Origin of the sequence: Aeromonas sp. LsrichE-8G (assembly GCF_022869435.1) — a bacterium.
Taxonomy (GTDB): domain Bacteria; phylum Pseudomonadota; class Gammaproteobacteria; order Enterobacterales; family Aeromonadaceae; genus Aeromonas; species Aeromonas caviae.
In genome coordinates, this window is sequence record NZ_JALIHH010000002.1 from 17,539 (window position 1) to 33,785 (window position 16,247).

At 63.6% G+C, this 16,247-nt stretch carries 13 protein-coding genes and 1 pseudogene; 9 read left to right on the forward strand and 5 right to left on the reverse strand.

All coding sequences use genetic code 11. The features are described 5' to 3' along the window. Positions 1 to 204: 204 nt before the first annotated feature. Positions 205 to 1,409, reverse strand: a protein-coding gene (locus tag MUW49_RS00355) for an IS3-like element ISAs17 family transposase (protein WP_244812294.1) whose coding sequence is annotated in 2 segments (ribosomal slippage) — positions 205 to 1,091 and positions 1,091 to 1,409 — 1,206 coding nt in all. Because the reading frame shifts where the segments join, the coding sequence is not laid out codon by codon here. A 101-nt stretch (positions 1,410 to 1,510) separates the two neighbouring features. On the opposite strand from MUW49_RS00355, the pseudogene kdpA reads away from it, so the two are divergent. From kdpA to MUW49_RS00380, 5 genes and pseudogenes are all read left to right on the forward strand, one after another. After that, positions 1,511 to 3,193 (forward strand): annotated as a pseudogene (gene kdpA / locus MUW49_RS00360) (potassium-transporting ATPase subunit KdpA). 55 nt (positions 3,194 to 3,248) lie between these two features. Continuing rightward, entirely contained in the window at positions 3,249 to 5,306 is a 2,058-nt protein-coding gene (gene kdpB, locus MUW49_RS00365; protein ID WP_244812295.1) for a potassium-transporting ATPase subunit KdpB, read from the forward strand. A gap of 58 nt (positions 5,307 to 5,364) precedes the next feature. After that, complete coding sequence (kdpC, locus tag MUW49_RS00370; RefSeq protein WP_210556339.1) at positions 5,365 to 5,892, forward strand: K(+)-transporting ATPase subunit C; 528 nt, start codon at positions 5,365 to 5,367, stop codon at positions 5,890 to 5,892. A gap of 102 nt (positions 5,893 to 5,994) precedes the next feature. Then, complete coding sequence (locus MUW49_RS00375; protein WP_244812296.1) at positions 5,995 to 8,583, forward strand: sensor histidine kinase KdpD; 2,589 nt, start codon at positions 5,995 to 5,997, stop codon at positions 8,581 to 8,583. 38 nt (positions 8,584 to 8,621) lie between these two features. Beyond that, positions 8,622 to 9,305 (forward strand): response regulator, encoded by a 684-nt coding sequence (locus MUW49_RS00380; RefSeq protein ID WP_069651584.1) that lies wholly within the window; start codon positions 8,622 to 8,624, stop codon positions 9,303 to 9,305. A 96-nt stretch (positions 9,306 to 9,401) separates the two neighbouring features. On the opposite strand, the gene MUW49_RS00385 is transcribed toward MUW49_RS00380, so the two are convergent. Further along, positions 9,402 to 10,529, reverse strand: a complete 1,128-nt coding sequence (locus MUW49_RS00385) for a multidrug effflux MFS transporter (protein WP_244812297.1) — start codon at positions 10,527 to 10,529, stop codon at positions 9,402 to 9,404. 92 nt (positions 10,530 to 10,621) lie between these two features. Between MUW49_RS00385 and MUW49_RS00390 the strand changes: the two genes are divergently transcribed. Next, positions 10,622 to 11,446: a helix-turn-helix transcriptional regulator gene (locus MUW49_RS00390; protein WP_244812298.1), complete on the forward strand. Its 825-nt coding sequence runs from the start codon at positions 10,622 to 10,624 to the stop codon at positions 11,444 to 11,446. Here MUW49_RS00390 and MUW49_RS00395 read toward each other — a convergent pair. Then, positions 11,376 to 11,609 (reverse strand): hypothetical protein, encoded by a 234-nt coding sequence (locus MUW49_RS00395; protein WP_041214189.1) that lies wholly within the window; start codon positions 11,607 to 11,609, stop codon positions 11,376 to 11,378. The genes MUW49_RS00390 and MUW49_RS00395 overlap by 71 nt on opposite strands. Positions 11,610 to 11,892: 283 nt before the next feature. Here MUW49_RS00395 and MUW49_RS00400 point away from each other — a divergent pair, with 283 nt between their 5' ends. Next, positions 11,893 to 13,143, forward strand: coding sequence for a valine--pyruvate transaminase (locus MUW49_RS00400; RefSeq protein WP_244812299.1), 1,251 nt, complete (start codon positions 11,893 to 11,895; stop codon positions 13,141 to 13,143). Between the two features lie 73 nt (positions 13,144 to 13,216). On the opposite strand, the gene MUW49_RS00405 is transcribed toward MUW49_RS00400, so the two are convergent. After that, positions 13,217 to 13,657 carry an Hsp20 family protein gene (locus MUW49_RS00405; RefSeq protein WP_244812300.1) on the reverse strand — a complete coding sequence of 147 codons (441 nt, stop codon included), beginning with the start codon at positions 13,655 to 13,657 and terminating at the stop codon, positions 13,217 to 13,219. 92 nt (positions 13,658 to 13,749) lie between these two features. After that, on the reverse strand, positions 13,750 to 14,163 hold the full coding sequence (locus MUW49_RS00410; protein WP_010672291.1) for an Hsp20 family protein: 414 nt from the start codon (positions 14,161 to 14,163) through the stop codon (positions 13,750 to 13,752). A 256-nt stretch (positions 14,164 to 14,419) separates the two neighbouring features. Between MUW49_RS00410 and MUW49_RS00415 the strand changes: the two genes are divergently transcribed. Together MUW49_RS00415 and MUW49_RS00420 are read left to right on the forward strand one after the other, a co-directional pair. Next, positions 14,420 to 15,190 (forward strand): MBL fold metallo-hydrolase, encoded by a 771-nt coding sequence (locus MUW49_RS00415; protein WP_244812301.1) that lies wholly within the window; start codon positions 14,420 to 14,422, stop codon positions 15,188 to 15,190. A gap of 85 nt (positions 15,191 to 15,275) precedes the next feature. Next, the gene (locus MUW49_RS00420) at positions 15,276 to 16,241 is read left to right on the forward strand and encodes a helix-turn-helix domain-containing protein (protein WP_244812302.1); all 966 of its coding nucleotides are present in this window, start codon (positions 15,276 to 15,278) and stop codon (positions 16,239 to 16,241) included. The last annotated feature ends 6 nt before the right edge of the window (positions 16,242 to 16,247 follow it).

A 16,247-nucleotide genomic window follows, 5' to 3' on the forward strand; every position in this document is an offset into this window, starting at 1 on the left:
ATACCCTTTCAGCGTCAATAAGACCTATGGGATCGACACGGATATGCATCGATCCCTGACGCTAATTACCTCAACGGAGTCGTTATGAATTGGCTATATCTGCTGCTGGTCCTCGCCCTCGCGGGTTATCTGCTGCGCGCTCTCGCGCGCACTCATGAGTGAGGAACTGGATTTGACCCCATAGATCCAGACACTTTTTCCCGCTTAGGGTTGTGATACCCGACTGCGCAGATATTCCCGGGGTGAACGGTATCCCAAGGCGCTGTGCGGGTGGTGCTCGTTATAATGCTCAAACGCGATAGCCAAATTGCCTACCGCTGTTCGGCTATCCGGTTTTGGCATCATCTCGATATAGTCTCGCTTCATCGTCTTCACGAAGCTCTCCGCTATACCGTTGCTCTGTGGGCTTCTCACCGCAGTCGTTCTGGGCTCCAACCCGATTTCTCGTGCAAACGCACGGGTCTCATGGGCTCGATATGCCGAACCATTATCTGTCAGCCATTCCACCGGTGATGCCGGCAACGAATCCCCGAAGCGACGTTCGACAGACCTCAGCATGACATCTTGCACCGTGTCACTGTCGTAACCCCCGGTACTGGCAGCCCAGTCCAACGCTTCCCTATCGCAGCAGTCCATGGCGAACGTGACCCGTAGTTTTTCACCGTTATCACAGCGAAATTCAAAGCCATCCGAGCACCAACGTCGATTGCTCTCTTTGACGGCAACACGCCCCTTATGTGCCTGCTGGGCCAATGGTGCCGCCGGTTTTCTTTCCAGCAGCAGGCCATGATCGCGCATGACGCGATATACCCGCTTGGCGTTTACCACAGGCTGTCGTGTTGCCTCTGACTGACGCCGTAACAGCGCCCAAACCCGGCGATAGCCATAGGAGGGAAGCTCTGCCATCGCCTCCATGATACGGCCAAGTAAGGCTGCATCATCACGCTGGCGATGATGACGACCATCTTGCCAACCCGGTTTTCGATGAACACGAACGGATAGCTGCGCACGCGATACATTAAGGGCCTGGCTCACAGCCCTTAATCGTCGTCCCCTGGCAACAAGGGCGCATGCGCTATCCATTTTTTTGCTCGACCATACTCCACGGCTTCTTTAAGGATCTCGTTCTCCATGGTCTTCTTCCCGAGCAAACGCTGGAGCTCTCGGATCTGCTTGATGGCAGCAGCCAACTCTGAGGCTGGAACAACATCCTCACCGGCGGTGATCGCCGTGAGAGACCCTTCCTGGAATTGCTTACGCCATTTGAAAAGCTGGTTGGCGTTGACGTCGTGCAAGCGAGCGACATGAGAGACGGTCATACCGGGCTCAAAGGTCTGCTGCACGATGGCGATTTTTTCTTGCGGAGTCCGGCGTCGACGGCGCTCAGCCCCTGTTAATACTTCGACCATCTTCTCGTTGCGACTAGTACTGAACATAGTTCCAAGACTACCTCTTAAGTTAAGAGGGGCGAAGTGTCTGGATCTTCAAGGGGCCAATCTAGGAACCGCATATGTGGCAAGAGATCATCTATCCCGTCGCGTTCGTGCTGCTGGTGCTGCTGCCGGCCCCTCTGCTTGGCAACTACCTCTATCGGGTGTTTGAAGGCAAGAGTCGCTGGCTGGCCCCGCTTGAGCGCGCCACCCTGGCCTGCTGCGGCACGGACGGGCGCGAGCAGGACTGGAAGTCCTACGCCCTCAGCCTGCTGGCCTTCAACGGCGCCGGCTTCGGCCTGCTGTTTCTGATCCTGCTGGCACAGGGGTTGCTGCCCCTCAACCCGCAACAGCTGCCCGGGCTGAACTGGCAACTCGCCTTCAACACCGCGGTCAGCTTCATGACCAACACCAACTGGCAGGCCTACTCCGGCGAAGCCAGCCTCTCCTACTTCAGCCAGATGGTGGGGCTCACCACCCAGAACTTCGTCTCCGCCGCCACCGGCGCCGCCGTCGCCATCGCCCTGTTTCGCGGCATCGCCCGCCAGCAGACCACCCACCTCGGCAACTTCTGGCAGGATCTGGTGCGTTTCTGTCTCTACGTGCTGCTGCCGATGGCGCTGATCCTGACGCTGCTGCTGGTCTGGCAGGGGGTGCCCCAGAGCCTGTCTGCCTACCTGCCGTTCCACGGACTGGAAGGCCAGGAGCAGCTGCTGCCGCTCGGCCCGGCCGCCTCCCAGATCGCCATCAAGCAGCTCGGCTCCAACGGCGGCGGCTTCTTCGGCATCAACTCGGCCCATCCGTTCGAGAACCCCACCGCCCTCTCCAACTGGCTGGAGATGGTCGCCCTGCTGACCCTGGCCGCCGCCATGGTCTGCACCTTGGGTCGCTACGTGAAGGATCTGGCCCACAGCCGCGCCATCCTCATCGCCATGACCATCATGCTGATACTGGGGCTCTGCCTCGCCATCGGCCAGGAGCTGCAGCCGGATCCCGCCCTCGCCCACCTCACCAGCGAAGCCGGCAACTGGGAAGGCAAGGAGAGCCGCTTCGGCCCCGTGCTCTCCAGCATCTGGGAAGTGGCCACCACCGCCGCCTCCAACGGCTCGGTCAACGCCATGCACGACAGCTTCGCCCCGCTCGCCGGCATGGTCGGCATGATCAACATGCTGCTGGGTGAAGTGGTGTTCGGCGGCGTCGGCGCCGGCATCTAGGGCATGATGCTGTTCGTGCTGCTCACCGTGTTCCTGTGCGGCCTGATGGTGGGGCGCACCCCGACCTATCTCGGCAAGCGGCTCGGCATCACCGAGATGAAGTGGGTGGTCGCCAGCATGCTGGTGATGCCGGTCGGGGTATTGGTGGTCGGCGGCATTACCCTGCTGATGCCGGACTCCGCCACCGTCATCGGTCACGATGGCCCCCACGGTCTGTCACGGCTGATCTATGCCTACGCCTCGGCCGCCGGCAACAACGGCTCCGCCTTCGCCGGCTTTGCCGCCGCTGACAGCTGGCAGTGCATCGCCATCGGGCTGGCCATGCTGCTCGGTCGCTTCGGCTACATCATCCCCGTGCTGGCCATCGCCGGCCAGCTGGCCCGCGCCCCTCGTCAGGAGCGAAGTGAAGGGGACTTCCCCGTCAGCGGCCCACTCTTCATCACCCTGCTGATCGTCACCGTGCTGCTGATGGGGGGTCTCTCCTTCCTGCCGGTGCTGGCGCTGGGCCCGGTGGCGGAGCACCTGAGCCTGCTGGGAGGTGCCTTCTGATGCTGCACACTCCACTGATCTGCGTGACCAACTATTCGATGCAGGGAGCTTTCCAATGAGCAAGTCCGCTTCAATGAGCACCGACACCATTCAGGTGAAGGGCAAGAAACAGAAATCACAGATCCTGCAGGCCATGGTGGAAGCCCTCTATCGCTTCAACCCCAGGGCGCTGTTTGGCAGCCCCATCCTGTTCACCCTCTGGCTGGCGGCCGTGATGGCAACCCTGGAGTCGCTGCTGGGGCAGCCGCTCTCCGGCGTTGCCCCATCGCTGGCCTGGCAGCTGACCGCCTGGCTCTGGCTCACCCTCTGGTTTGCCAACTTCGCCGAGACCCTGGCCGAGGGGCGCGGCAAGGCGCGGGCCGACAGCCTGAAGGCCGGCATGAGCCAGCTCAAGGCACGTCGAGTCACCAGCCCGCAGGATGACAAGGGCGAGTGGGTACCGGCCACCAGCCTGCTCAAGGGCGATCTGGTGCTGGTGCGCAGCGGCGAGATGATCCCGGCCGACGGCGAAGTGGTCGCCGGCATCGCCTCGGTCAACGAGGCGGCCATCACCGGCGAATCCGCCCCCGTCATCCGCGAGTCGGGCACCGACCGCAGCGGCGTGACCGGCAACACCACCGTCGTCTCCGACCAGATCTGGGTGCACATCAGCAACAACCCGGGCGAAAGCACGCTGGATCGCATGATTGCCCTGGTGGAAGGAGCCAAGCGGCAAAAGACCCCCAACGAGATGGCGCTGGATGCCCTGCTGGTGGGGCTGACCCTGATCTTCCTGCTGGTGGTGGCCACCCTGCCCTGGTTCCTCGACTACAACGGCACCCAGGTACCCCGGCTCTATCTGCTGGCGCTGTTCATCACCCTGATCCCGACCACCATCGGCGGTCTGCTCTCAGCCATCGGCATCGCCGGCATGGACCGGCTGGTGAAGCTCAACGTGATCGCCAAGTCGGGCCGGGCGGTGGAAGCCGCCGGCGACGTGCGTACCCTGCTGCTGGACAAGACCGGCACCATCACCTTCGGCAACCGGATGGCGGACGAGCTGATCCCGGCCCCCGGCGTCGATCCCTCCCTGCTGGCCCAGGCCGCCATGCTGGCCTCGCTCGGTGACAACACGCCGGAGGGCAAATCCATCCTGACCCTGGCGGGCAAGAGCCACACCAGACCGAGCCAGCTGGAGAGCGACATCCTCATCCCCTTCAGCGCCGAGACCCGGCTGAGCGGGCTGGATCGCAATGGCCATCACTATCGCAAGGGGGCGGTGGACGCTGTGCTGCGCTACCTCTCCCTCGATCGCAAGGCAGTGCCGGAGCTCATCCTCAAATCGGTGGACAACATCGCCCGCCAGGGCGGCACCCCGCTGCTGGTCTGCACCCACGAGAAGCTGTTGGGGGTGGTGTACCTCAAGGACATCATCAAGCCGGGCATCAAGGCCCGCTTCCAGATCCTGCGCCACATGGGGATCCGCACCGTGATGATCACCGGTGACAACCCGCTGACCGCCGCCGCCATCGCCGCCGAGGCCGGGGTGGACGACTTCATCGCCGAAGCGACGCCGGAGAAGAAGCTGGCCTACATCCGTCAGGAGCAGGCCGACGGCCGGCTGGTCGCCATGTGCGGGGACGGCGCCAACGACGCACCAGTGCTGGCCCAGGCCGACGTGGGCCTGGCCATGAACGAGGGGACCCAGGCCGCCAAGGAGGCGGGCAATCTGGTGGATCTCGACTCCAACCCCACCAAGCTGCTGGACGTGGTGCTGGTGGGCAAGCAGCTGCTGGTGACCCGCGGCGCCCTGACCACCTTCTCCATCGCCAACGACGTGGCCAAGTACTTTGCCATCCTGCCGGCCCTGTTTATCGCCGCCTATCCGCAGTTGGGGGTGCTGAACCTGATGCAGCTGGGCAGCCCGGAGAGCGCCATCCTGTCGGCCATCATCTTCAACGCCCTGATCATCGTCGCGCTGGTGCCGCTGGCCCTGCGCGGGGTGAGCCTGCAGGGCTCGGCCGCCAGCCTGCTGCGCCGCAACCTGCTGATCTACGGCGTCGGCGGCCTGATAGTGCCTTTCATAGGTATCAAGCTGATCGACCTGGTCATCACCGGCCTGGGACTGGTGTGACTACATAGCGGGGTGCAGGCCTGGCTTGTACCCCATCAATCTTTTGGAGCAAAAAATCATGATAGCAATCAGAACCCTGCTGACCCTGACCCTGCTGCTGGGGGTAGCGTATCCGCTGGTCGTCACCGGGCTGGCCCAGCTGCTCTTCCCCTGGCAGGCCAACGGCAGCCTGCTCACCAACGCCAAACAGCAGGTGGTCGGCAGCGCCCTGCTGGCACAGAAGTTCGAGCGGGCCGACTACTTCCACTCCCGCCCCTCCGCCAGCGATTTCGCCACCATAGGTGGCGGCGGAAGCAACCTGGGGATGAGCTCGCCCCTTCGGGCCGAGTTTGCCGCAGCTGCGGTCAGGGCGCAGCCGGAAGCCAGGGTCCCCGCCCTGCTGACCCGCTCCGCCTCCGGCCTCGATCCCCATCTGCCCCTCGATGCAGCGCTGGCCCAGGTGGATAGGGTCGCCGGGCAACGGGGGCTGGATCCCGTTCAGTTGACGGAGCAGGTCAAGTCGGCGGCACAAGCTGGTATCCTTGGCCCGCAGGTGGTCAACATTCTCCAGTTGAACCTGCAACTCGATCATCAAAAGGGCGCCTGAGGGCGCTCCTTGCCGTTCGGGAAGGCTCCCTTTCGACAACGGGGACAAGCATGAGCAATGAGGTCACGGCCGCAGTTCGGCCGATGCAACGGGAGCACGGGGATGCGTGATGAAGTGAGGGCGGACGCCCTGCTGGCGAGCCTGGAGCAGGAGCACAGGGGCAAGCTGAAGGTGTTTCTCGGCGCGGCCCCCGGCGTCGGCAAGACCTACGCCATGCTGCAAGCGGTGCGGGAGCAGGCCAGGGAGGGAGTCGACATCCTGATCGGGGTGGTGGAGACCCACGGCCGCCAGGAGACCCTGGCCCTGCTCGACAAGCTCGCCATCCAGCCGCGCAAGCTTCACCTGCACCGCCAGCAGCGACTGGAGGAGATGGATCTGGACGGTCTGCTGGCGCGAAAACCCGCCATCGCCGTGGTGGACGAGCTGGCCCACAGCAACGCCCCCGGCAGCCGCCACGAGAAGCGCTGGCAGGATGTGGAGGAGTTGCTGGGCGCCGGCATCGACGTCTACACCACCCTCAACGTGCAGCATCTGGAGAGCCTCAACGATCTGGTGTGGCAGCTGACCGGGGTCAGGGTCAAGGAGACCCTGCCGGATCAGGTGCTGCTGGAGGCCGACAGCCTGGTGCTGATCGACCTCCCCCCCAAGGAGCTGCTCGGCCGCCTCAAGGAGGGCAAGGTCTATGTGCCCCACCAGGCCAAGGCCGCCCTGCAGTCCTTCTTCTCCCTCAACAACCTGACCGCCCTGCGGGAGCTGGCAATGCAGACCGCCGCCAGCCACGTGGAGGGGGATCTGCAGTTGCAGTGGCAGGCCGCCGGCAAGACCACACTGCCGCTGCGGGGCAAACTGATGGTCTGCATCGGGGATGAGCACGGCGCCGCTCTGGTGCGTTACGGCCACCGCTTCGCCCAGCGCAGGCAACTGCCCTGGCTGGTGGTGCACATCGACAGCAAGGGGCAACGCTCCCCCGAGCTGGAGCAGGCGCTGGCCCTCGCCTCCCAACTGGGGGCCAGGGTGCTGACCCTCTCCAGCCCGGCCGTGGCCGATGCCCTGCTGGAAACCGCCGAACAGCAGCAGGTATCCCAATTGCTGCTCGGCAAATCCCGCAACCCGCCCTGGCGTCGATCCCTGGTACAGCACCTGCTCAAACAGGCGCAGGGATTCGAGATCACGCTGGTGGATACCGAGAAGCGCAAGCCCGGCCTGACCCTACCTACGGCAGGCCCGGGTGAGCTTCGCCAGAGCCTGCTCGCGGTGGCCATCATGGGGGGGACCTCGGCCGCGGTCTGGGCCCTCTCCCACTGGCTGCCCCCCGCCTCCCTGCCCATGCTGTTCGTGCTGGGGGTGCTGGCCACCGCGCTCACCACCAGCCTGGTCCCCGCCATCCTGGCCGCCGTGCTGGGCTTCGTCGGCCACAATCTGCTGTTCACCTTCCCCTACTTCTCCCTGAGCGTGGCCAGCCACAGCGACCTGCTCACCCTGTTCGTGCTGCTCATCGTCGGCATCGCGGCCGGGCGCCTCGCCTCCCGCCAGCGTCAGCAACTGGTCAGTCTGCGCGAGACCCAGCAGCTCGGTAACGCCCTGCTCTCCCTGAGCCAGGGGCTGGCCACCGCCAGCAGCCCGGTGGACGTGCTGAGACAGGGAACCCAGGCCATCGCCCTCGCCCTTGGGCAGCCCGTGTTCGCGCTCGATGGGGATTACCAGTACCGGACCGGTGACACCCAGACCGGGCCGGGCCAGACCGACAAGGCCGCCATTGACTGGTGCCTGGCCCAGAAGCAGAGCGCTGGTGCCCATACCGCCACCCTCAACGCCGCCGAGGCTCAGTATCATCACCTCGGCGATGACCTGGTGCTGGGCATCCGGCTGGCCAGCCCGCTCACCTCCGCCGCCGAGCACCAGCTGCAGGCCCTGCTCACCGATATCCGCGCCGCCCTGGCGCGGATCGATCTCAACGAGCGGCTGGCGGACAGCCAGTTGCAGGCGGAGACCGACCGGATGCGCGCCGCCCTGCTCTCCTCGGTCTCCCACGACCTGAAGACGCCGCTCGCCACCATCATGGGGGCCGGCAGCACCCTGCTGGAATACGGGGACCGGATAAGTGCGGAGGACCGCATCGAACTGCTGCACTCGGTGCAGGACGAGGCGCGCCGCCTGCACGGCTATGTGCAAAACCTACTGGACATGACCCGCATCGGTTCACCGGACTTCCAGTTGAAACGGGACTGGGTCGACCTGGCGGACCTGGTGGAGAGCGCCCGCCGCCGGCTCGACTCCTCCTGGCGCCAGCACAAGCTGCTGGTGCACTTCGATCAGCAGATCCCCCGGCTCTATGTGCACGGCGCCCTGATCGAGCAGGTGCTGGTCAACATCCTCGACAACGCCTCCCGCTACTCACCGGCCGGCACCCCCATCGAGTTCAAGGTGATGCTGGCGGATCCCGACCTCATCATCGACATCATCGATATCGGGGTCGGCATCGCCGAGTCGGATAGGGACAAGATCTTCAATCTGTTCTACACCCAGCCGGTCGGCGACTGCGGCAGCCGCGGCACCGGGCTTGGCCTCGCCATTTCCCGCGCTATGATAGAGGTCCACGGCGGCCGCATCTGGGCATTCGCCGGCCCCAACGGCAACGGCACCTGCATGCGCATCTCCCTGCCGCTGGCCCTCAACGCACCGGCGGCCTGATGGTCGACGCCCTTTTCAATCAGCAAACGGGAGGCTGAATGGCTCACATACTGGTCATCGACGACGAGGCGGCCATCCGCCGTTTTTTGCGGATCAGCCTGATCGCCGAGGGACATCAGGTGAGCGAGGCGGTCGGCGTCACCGAGGGGATGGCGCAGTATCGCCACCTCAACCCCGACCTGGTGATCCTGGATCTGGGCCTGCCGGACGGCGATGGCATGCAAATCCTGCACGCCATCCGCGAGCACCACGCCAATCCCGTGCTGGTGCTCTCGGCGCGGGACTCGGAGCAGGAGAAGGTGCGGCTGCTGGATGCGGGGGCCAACGACTACATGAGCAAGCCGTTCGGCGTCGGGGAGATGATGGCCCGTATCCGGGTGCTGCTGCGCCAGCGCGTCGGTGCCACCAGCGGCGAGTGTCGCCACTTCCCCCACTGTGGCCTGACCCTGGACAGCAGCAGCCACAAAGTCACTCTGCAGGGCGAGGAGATCCCCCTCTCCCGCAAGGAGTTCGCCCTGTTGCAGGCGCTGGTGTGCCACCCCGGCAAGCTGGTGCAACAGACCCAGCTGCTCATCGACATCTGGGGGCCAAGCCACAAGGAAGATACCCACTACCTGCGCATCGTCATCGCCAGCCTGCGCAAGAAGCTGGGAGATAACCCCCAGCAACCCACGCTGATCGAGACCGAATCCGGAATCGGCTACCGTTTTATCGGCAGCTGATGTTGCAGCAAGAAGCTGGGCGGCAACATTCCCAGCAACCCACCCTGATCGAAACTGAAGCCGGCATCGGCTACCGTTTTATTGGCACCTGATGTTTCACGTGGAACGACGCCAGCAACAACACAGTGCCAGCAGACCGCATCCCCCGAGCAGCAGCCCGAGATCCTGCAAGCTGGCTGCAACCGCCAACCCCAGGCTGAGCAGCAGGTAGTAACCGAGCCCGAACAGGGCCCCGGCACTGCCCGCCACCTCCCGATAGGCCAGCAGTGCCTGGCTCAGCACATTAGGGATAGCCAGCCCGAACGCGATCACCACTCCCGTCATGGGCAGCAGAAACCAGAGCGATGCCTGACTGGCCCACACCAGCCAGCCGGACCCCAGCGCCAGAACGGCGGCGAGCCGGATCAGCGAGGCAGGCGACCAGCCACGGCCCAGCAGACGCTTGTTGAGCAGGCTGCCCACCAGGGTCGCCAGCGCCAGCACGATGCCGGAGTAACCGAACTCGCCCGCACTCAACCCCAGCCCGGCAAACACAAACGGAGCCAGGCTGTAGTAGCCAAACAGCATGGTGTTGAACAGCGCTACCAGTGCGGCGCTGCGCCACAAGGCTGCATCACGCGCCATCCGTTGTGCCAGCGGCCAGAGTGCCACCCGCTGGGTGATGGCCGGCCGGGTTTCCGGCAGTTGCCAGCAAGTGACCAGCAGCAATCCGACTGCCAACACCAGCAGGGCGCTGAATACCCCCAGATAGCCGAACCCGCTCGCCAGCTGGCCGCCGCTCACCAGCCCCAGCACAGGACTCAGGGAGAGCGCGATGCCCATCACCGAAAAGACCCGCGCCAGATCGCTGCCCTGATAGCTGTCGCGCAGCATGGTCTGGGTCACCACGGAACCCACGGCGGCGCCGAAGGCCGCGATGACCCGGGCCAGCAGCAGGGTTTCAAATTGAGTGGCCAGCAACGCCAGCAGGGTGCCGGCGCCATAGGTCAGCAGCCCCGCCAGCATGGCGGGACGCCGCCCGATGAGATCGCACAACCAGCCCCAGCAGACCACGCCCGCCGCAAACGCCAGAAAATAGACCGACAGGGTCTGGGACGCCTGCCCCTCGCTCACCCGAAACTCCGTGGCGATATGGGTCAGCACCGGGCTGTAGATGGTCTCCACTATCTGGGGAAACATCATCAATCCGACCACCAGCCAGCGCGGTGGCAACCTGTTGTTCATGACACACCTCCTTCACAAGAGGTCGCCATTCTAGAGAGGGATAACATGTCCGATTACAATAAAGCGGACTATAAACAGCAAGAATCGGACACATGGCCTTTATTCTTCCCGATCACCCCTTTGATCCGGACCAGCACGACGGCAGCGCCATCGGTATTGCCGCCGCCCTCGGCTGGCACGACTCCGGCCGCCATCAGCACCAGCGCCACCAGCTGCTGTTCGCCCAGGCAGGCTGCATGACCATAGAGCTGGACGATCAGGTCTGCCTGCTGCCGCCGACGCGAGCGGCCTGGTTGCCAGCGGGTCTGCCCCACCGGGTGTTGATGCGCGGAGTTGTGGCCTATCGCTCCCTCTACTTCCAGCCGGAGCCCGCGTTGCCAAACGAGATGGCGGTGCTGGCCGTCAACCCGCTGCTGCGGGAGATCATCGAGCGGATGGCGCTCTGGCCCTGGGACAAGCCGGAAGCAGAGCAAACCTGCACACTGGCATTATTGAAAGAAGAGCTGGCGCAAGCGCCGCGGGAATCCTGGCAGTTGCCGCTGCCGTCAGACGGGCGTCTGATCGGCTGGCTGCAGGAGATAAAGCGGGGTGACACCCTGCCCGATCGGCTCAACCGGCTGGCCGAGCGGGTGGGTGCCAGTGACAAGACCATAGGCCGCATCTTCATGCGGGAGACCGGTATGAGCTACCAGGCCTGGCGCCAGCAGTGGCGACTGCTGCGGGCCATGGAACTGCTGGCCGAAGCCGAGCCCATCAGCCGGGTGGCCGCTGCGCTGGAGTTCGCCAGCGACAGCGCCTTCATCGCCTTCTTCAGGCAGCACACGGGGCAGACCCCCTTGCGCTACCTCAACTCTCGGGGTGAGTCGCATCGGCCGAACTCGCCTCCACCACCAGAGTCTCCAGGGCCAGCGGCTTGAGGTTGTGGATGGCCTCTGCCACCACGTCATGGGAGGCCTGCTGCTGCAAGGCCAGCATCTCCTGCTGCAGGGCGGCGCTGTCCAGCTCGGGTCTGGGGTTCTCGGCGGCCATGGCATTCAGGCTCAGGCTGCTGGCAATCAGGGTAGCGATCAGGATCTTCATCTGGCGTGCTCCGGTGTGGTTGAGATGACCAGATAGCTATTCCAATAGTTGTGCCAGATTTATAACAGCATGATTTTATTGATATAAATAATTTTTTGATGCTGCCACCCCCCTTCCTGAATCGAATGTTGGTTATTTTAAAACCTATAAATGGTTTTTTTTACCACCTCCATCATGGCAACCCTGTTCCACGTGAAACGCCCCGTTTTTTTGATCGACACCCGCTTTTGAAGTGAGCTATGGTGCTAGCTCCCCCCTTAACTGACTCTGGATTTGCCACCGAATGGAATTCTCCTTGTTCGGCGAGAAGTTCACTCGCCACGCCGGTATTACCCAACTCATGGACGACCTCAATCAAGGGCTGCTGAATCCCGACGTCATCATGCTGGGAGGCGGCAATCCGGCCCCCATCCCCGCCATGCTGGAACGCTTTCAGGCCGAGGCCAATACCCTGCTCGACAACGGCGAACTGATCAAGGCCATGGCCAACTACGATGGCCCCCAGGGCAAGGACAGGTTCACCAAGGCGCTGGCCGCCCTGCTCAGCAAGGAGCTGGGCTGGGAAATCTCCGCCCGCAACATCGCCCTGACCAACGGCAGCCAGAACGCCTTCTTCTATCTGTTCAATCTGCTGGCCGGCGAGTTCGCCGACGGTCGCAAGAAGAAGGTGCTGTTCCCCCTGGCCCCCGAATACATCGGCTATGCCGACTCGGCCCTCTCGGACGATCATTTCGTCACCTACAAGCCCGCCATCGAGAAGCTGCCCGACGGCCAGTTCAAATACCACGTGGATTTCGAGAGCCTGCAGGTGGGCGACGACATCGGGGTGATCTGTGTCTCCCGGCCGACCAACCCCACCGGCAACGTGCTCACCGACGAGGAGATCGAGCACCTCGATCAGATTGCCCGTGACAAGGGGATCCCGCTGCTCATCGACAATGCCTACGGCGTGCCCTTCCCCGGCATCATCTTCAGCGACGCCAAGCCGTTCTGGAACGCCAACACCATCCTCTGCATGAGCCTCTCCAAGCTCGGCCTGCCGGGCACCCGTTGCGGCATCGTCATCGCCGACGAGAAGATCATCCGGGCTATCACCAACCTGAGCGGCATCATCAATCTGGCGCCGGGCAGCCTGGGTCCGGCCATCACCATTCCGATGATCGAGAGCGGTGACATCATCACCCTGAGCGAACAGGTGGTGAAACCCTTCTACCAGCAGAAAGCCACCTTCGCGGTCCAGCTGCTGCGCGAGGCCATTCCGGATCCGCGCTTCCACATCCACAAGCCGGAGGGTGCCCTCTTCCTCTGGCTCTGGTTCGAAGACCTGCCGATCCACTGCCAGGAGCTGTATGAGCGACTGAAGGCGAAGAACCTGCTGATCGTGCCCGGCCACTACTTCTTCCCCGGCATCGACGACCCCGAGTGGCGCCACAGCCAGGAGTGCATCCGCCTCAACTATGCCCAGAGCGAAGATCTGGTGCGTCGTGGCATCGCCATCCTGGCCGACGAGATCAACGCCCTCTACGCCGGTTGATTCCCCCTTCGGCATGAAAAAAAGAGGCCTGCAGATGCAGGCCTCTTTTCTATCAGGTGGTCAGCGATGTTGTTTAACCGGGCAGTGTCAGCTGATCGGGTTTGCCGATGGGGATGGCGCGGGGCTTGAGCGCTTCCGGCAGCTCCCGGGCCAGCTCTATGGTCAGCAGACCGTGCTCCAGCCTGGCCCCCTGCACTTCCACGTGCTGGCTCAGCTTGAAGGCGAGCTCGAAGTCCCGCTCGGCGATCCCCTGATGGAGGAACTGGCGCTCGCCCATGGTGGCGACCTTGCGCCCCTTCACCTTGAGGGTACCGTTTTCGGTCTCCAGCTCCAGCTCATTGCGATCGAAACCGGCCACGGCAACCGTGATGAGGTAGCTGTCGTGATCCCCCTTTTCAATGTTGTACGGGGGGTAGGCCGAGGTCTTCTGATCGAACAGGCCTTCCAGCTCGCGGGCCATCCGCTCGAAGCCGACGGCATTGGAATAGAGATGAGAAAAATCGAGGTTACGCATGATCCTATCCTTCTATAAAGCAACAGGGTTTACTCTCCACGGGCCCGCCATCGGCACCCGGGAAACATCAGCAATGCAACGAGGTCAGGCTGTCAGCCGTTGATCTCGATCTTGCGGGGCTTCATCGCCTCGGGCACTTCGCGCACCAGGTCGATGTGCAGCAAACCGTTCTTGAGGTCGGCCCCCTTCACCCGCACATAGTCGGCCAGCTGGAAGCGACGCTCGAAGCCGCGTTCAGCAATGCCTTGGTAGAGGTAGTTGCGCTCGGTATCGGCCTGCTTGCTGCCCTTCACCGTCAGCAGATTTTCCTGGAAGCTCAGCTCCAGCTCTTCCTGGGTAAAGCCCGCCACCGCCATGCTGATGCGGTAGTCGCTGTCACCCAGCTGCTCGATGTTGTAGGGGGGATAGCCGGCATTGCCATTGCTGGCCGCAGATTCGATGAGAGTGGCCAGACGATCGAAGCCGATGGCAGAACGATAGAGCGGAGAAAAGTCGATAGAACGCATAGTATTACCCTCTTGTGAGCGATAACGGATTGTTTGCCCTCCTGATGGACGGGCGCCTGGTCGAAACCTCTGTCGAGCGTTCCGGCCTTGTTATCTATATAGGGGCCAGCATTTGGCTTTCAAGGGGTAAAAACAAAAGAAATGCAGGCCATCAAGAATGGCCCGATTAGATCGATAATAGGCCTGCGGGCCACTCATGATCCGTCCCTCATCCCTCCATACTGGCCGTGTCCCCAACGAGAAACTGGAGCACGCCATGAAGATTACCCAGGTTCGCAACGCCACCCTGCTCATCCACTACGCAGGAACCCGCTTCCTCATCGACCCCATGCTGGCCCCCAAGGGGAGCTATCCCGGCTTCGAAGGCATGGCCAACAGCCATCTTCGCAACCCCCTGGTCGAGCTGCCGCTGCCCATGGCGACCCTGCTGGAGGTGGATGCGGTGATTGTCACCCATGACCATCTGGATCACTGGGACGATGTCGCGAAAGCGAAGATCCCCAGGCACCTTCCCCTGTTCGTGCAGCATCAGAAAGATGCCGACACCATGAGGAGATGCGGCTTCGAGGATGTGCGCCTGCTGGGCGAGGTCGGCGAGTTCGCCGGCATCCGCCTGCAACAGACGGAAGGCCGGCACGGCAGCGATACCATCATGGCCCTGCTGGGGGATCGCCTTGGCGAGGTCAGCGGAGTGGTCTTCTCCCATCCCGCCGAAAAGACCCTCTATCTGGCCGGCGACACCGTCTGGAATGCCCAGGTTGAACAAGCGCTGCACCGGCACCAACCCGAGGTCGTCGTCCTCAACTGCGGCGATGCCCAGGTGACGGGTCTGGGCGCCATCATCATGGGCAAGGAGGATGTGGCCGCCGTCTATCAGGCCGCCCCGCAGGCCACCCTGATCGCCAGCCACATGGAGGCGGTCAATCATGCCCTGCTGTCCCGGCGGGAGCTGCGCGACTACCTGGACAGCCAGGGGATGGCCGCCCGGGTACGGGTGCCCGAGGATGGCGACACCATGGTGCTCTGAGCGAGAGGCCGGGCACCACATGGCTCTTCGGCTTTCTGTTGCTGCCCCGTATGATGGGGATCCGAGTGCAAAGGAGTCTGCCACCATGCCCCGTCCCCTTATCGTCGCCGTCATCACCTTCGATCGCTTCAGCCCCTTTCACTGCTCGGTGCCCTGCCTCATCTTTGGCGACAAGATGATGCCGGGCCAGTCGTTGTTCGAGCTGAGACTCTGCGCCGGGGATGACACGCGGCAACCCGCCTCCTCCCAGGGCTTTCGCATGGAGGCCGACTATGGCCTGGAGGGCCTGCTGGAGGCGGATATCATCATCATCCCCTTCTGGCGCGATCCGGCCGAGCGCCCCGCCCAACCCTTGCTCGATGCCCTGGTTGCCGCCCGGATCAGGGGAGCCCAGATCGTGGGGCTCTGTCTCGGCACCTATGTGCTGGCCTATGCCGGCCTGCTGGACGGGCGCGGTGCCGCCACCCATTGGGAATTTGAACAGGAGTTCGTCCAGCGCTTCCCCCGGGTGCGGCTCGATACCAATGCCCTCTACGTCGACGACGACGGACTCATCACCTCGGCTGGCACCGCCGCCAGCCTGGACTGCTGCCTCTATCTGGTTCGCCAGCATCACGGCAGCCAGATTGCCAACAAGCTGGCCAGGCGGCTGGTGGTGCCTCCCCACCGGGAGGGTGGCCAGGCCCAGTTCATCGAGCAGCCGGTACCCGCCTCCACCCGGGATGCCAGGATCAACCAGCTGTTCGATCACCTGCGCCTGCACCTGGCCGCGCCCCACACCCTGGACAGCCTGGCGGAACATTGCATGATGAGCCTACGCACCTTTAGCCGCCGCTTCCAGCTCGCCACCGGTCTCTCCCTCGGGGAGTGGCTGATGGCGGAGCGCCTGCGCTGCAGCCAGACGCTGCTGGAGTCCAGCTCCCACACCGTGGAACGCATCGCCGAACTGGTGGGGCTCGGGTCCGCCACCATATTGCGCAAGCACTTTCGCGCCCGCTTCGGGGTGTCGCCGCGGGAGTGGCGCCGCACCTTTCGTGGTGACAGAGTCTAGGTCCCT

Coding starts and splice junctions, on each gene's coding strand:
- kdpB (WP_244812295.1), top strand. CDS start 3,249: ATGAGCAAGTCCGCTTCAATGAGCACCGACACCATTCAGGTGAAGGGC.
- kdpC (WP_210556339.1), top strand. CDS start 5,365: ATGATAGCAATCAGAACCCTGCTGACCCTGACCCTGCTGCTGGGGGTA.
- MUW49_RS00375 (WP_244812296.1), top strand. CDS start 5,995: ATGCGTGATGAAGTGAGGGCGGACGCCCTGCTGGCGAGCCTGGAGCAG.
- MUW49_RS00380 (WP_069651584.1), top strand. CDS start 8,622: ATGGCTCACATACTGGTCATCGACGACGAGGCGGCCATCCGCCGTTTT.
- MUW49_RS00385 (WP_244812297.1), bottom strand. CDS start 10,529: ATGAACAACAGGTTGCCACCGCGCTGGCTGGTGGTCGGATTGATGATG.
- MUW49_RS00390 (WP_244812298.1), top strand. CDS start 10,622: ATGGCCTTTATTCTTCCCGATCACCCCTTTGATCCGGACCAGCACGAC.
- MUW49_RS00395 (WP_041214189.1), bottom strand. CDS start 11,609: ATGAAGATCCTGATCGCTACCCTGATTGCCAGCAGCCTGAGCCTGAAT.
- MUW49_RS00400 (WP_244812299.1), top strand. CDS start 11,893: ATGGAATTCTCCTTGTTCGGCGAGAAGTTCACTCGCCACGCCGGTATT.
- MUW49_RS00405 (WP_244812300.1), bottom strand. CDS start 13,657: ATGCGTAACCTCGATTTTTCTCATCTCTATTCCAATGCCGTCGGCTTC.
- MUW49_RS00410 (WP_010672291.1), bottom strand. CDS start 14,163: ATGCGTTCTATCGACTTTTCTCCGCTCTATCGTTCTGCCATCGGCTTC.
- MUW49_RS00415 (WP_244812301.1), top strand. CDS start 14,420: ATGAAGATTACCCAGGTTCGCAACGCCACCCTGCTCATCCACTACGCA.
- MUW49_RS00420 (WP_244812302.1), top strand. CDS start 15,276: ATGCCCCGTCCCCTTATCGTCGCCGTCATCACCTTCGATCGCTTCAGC.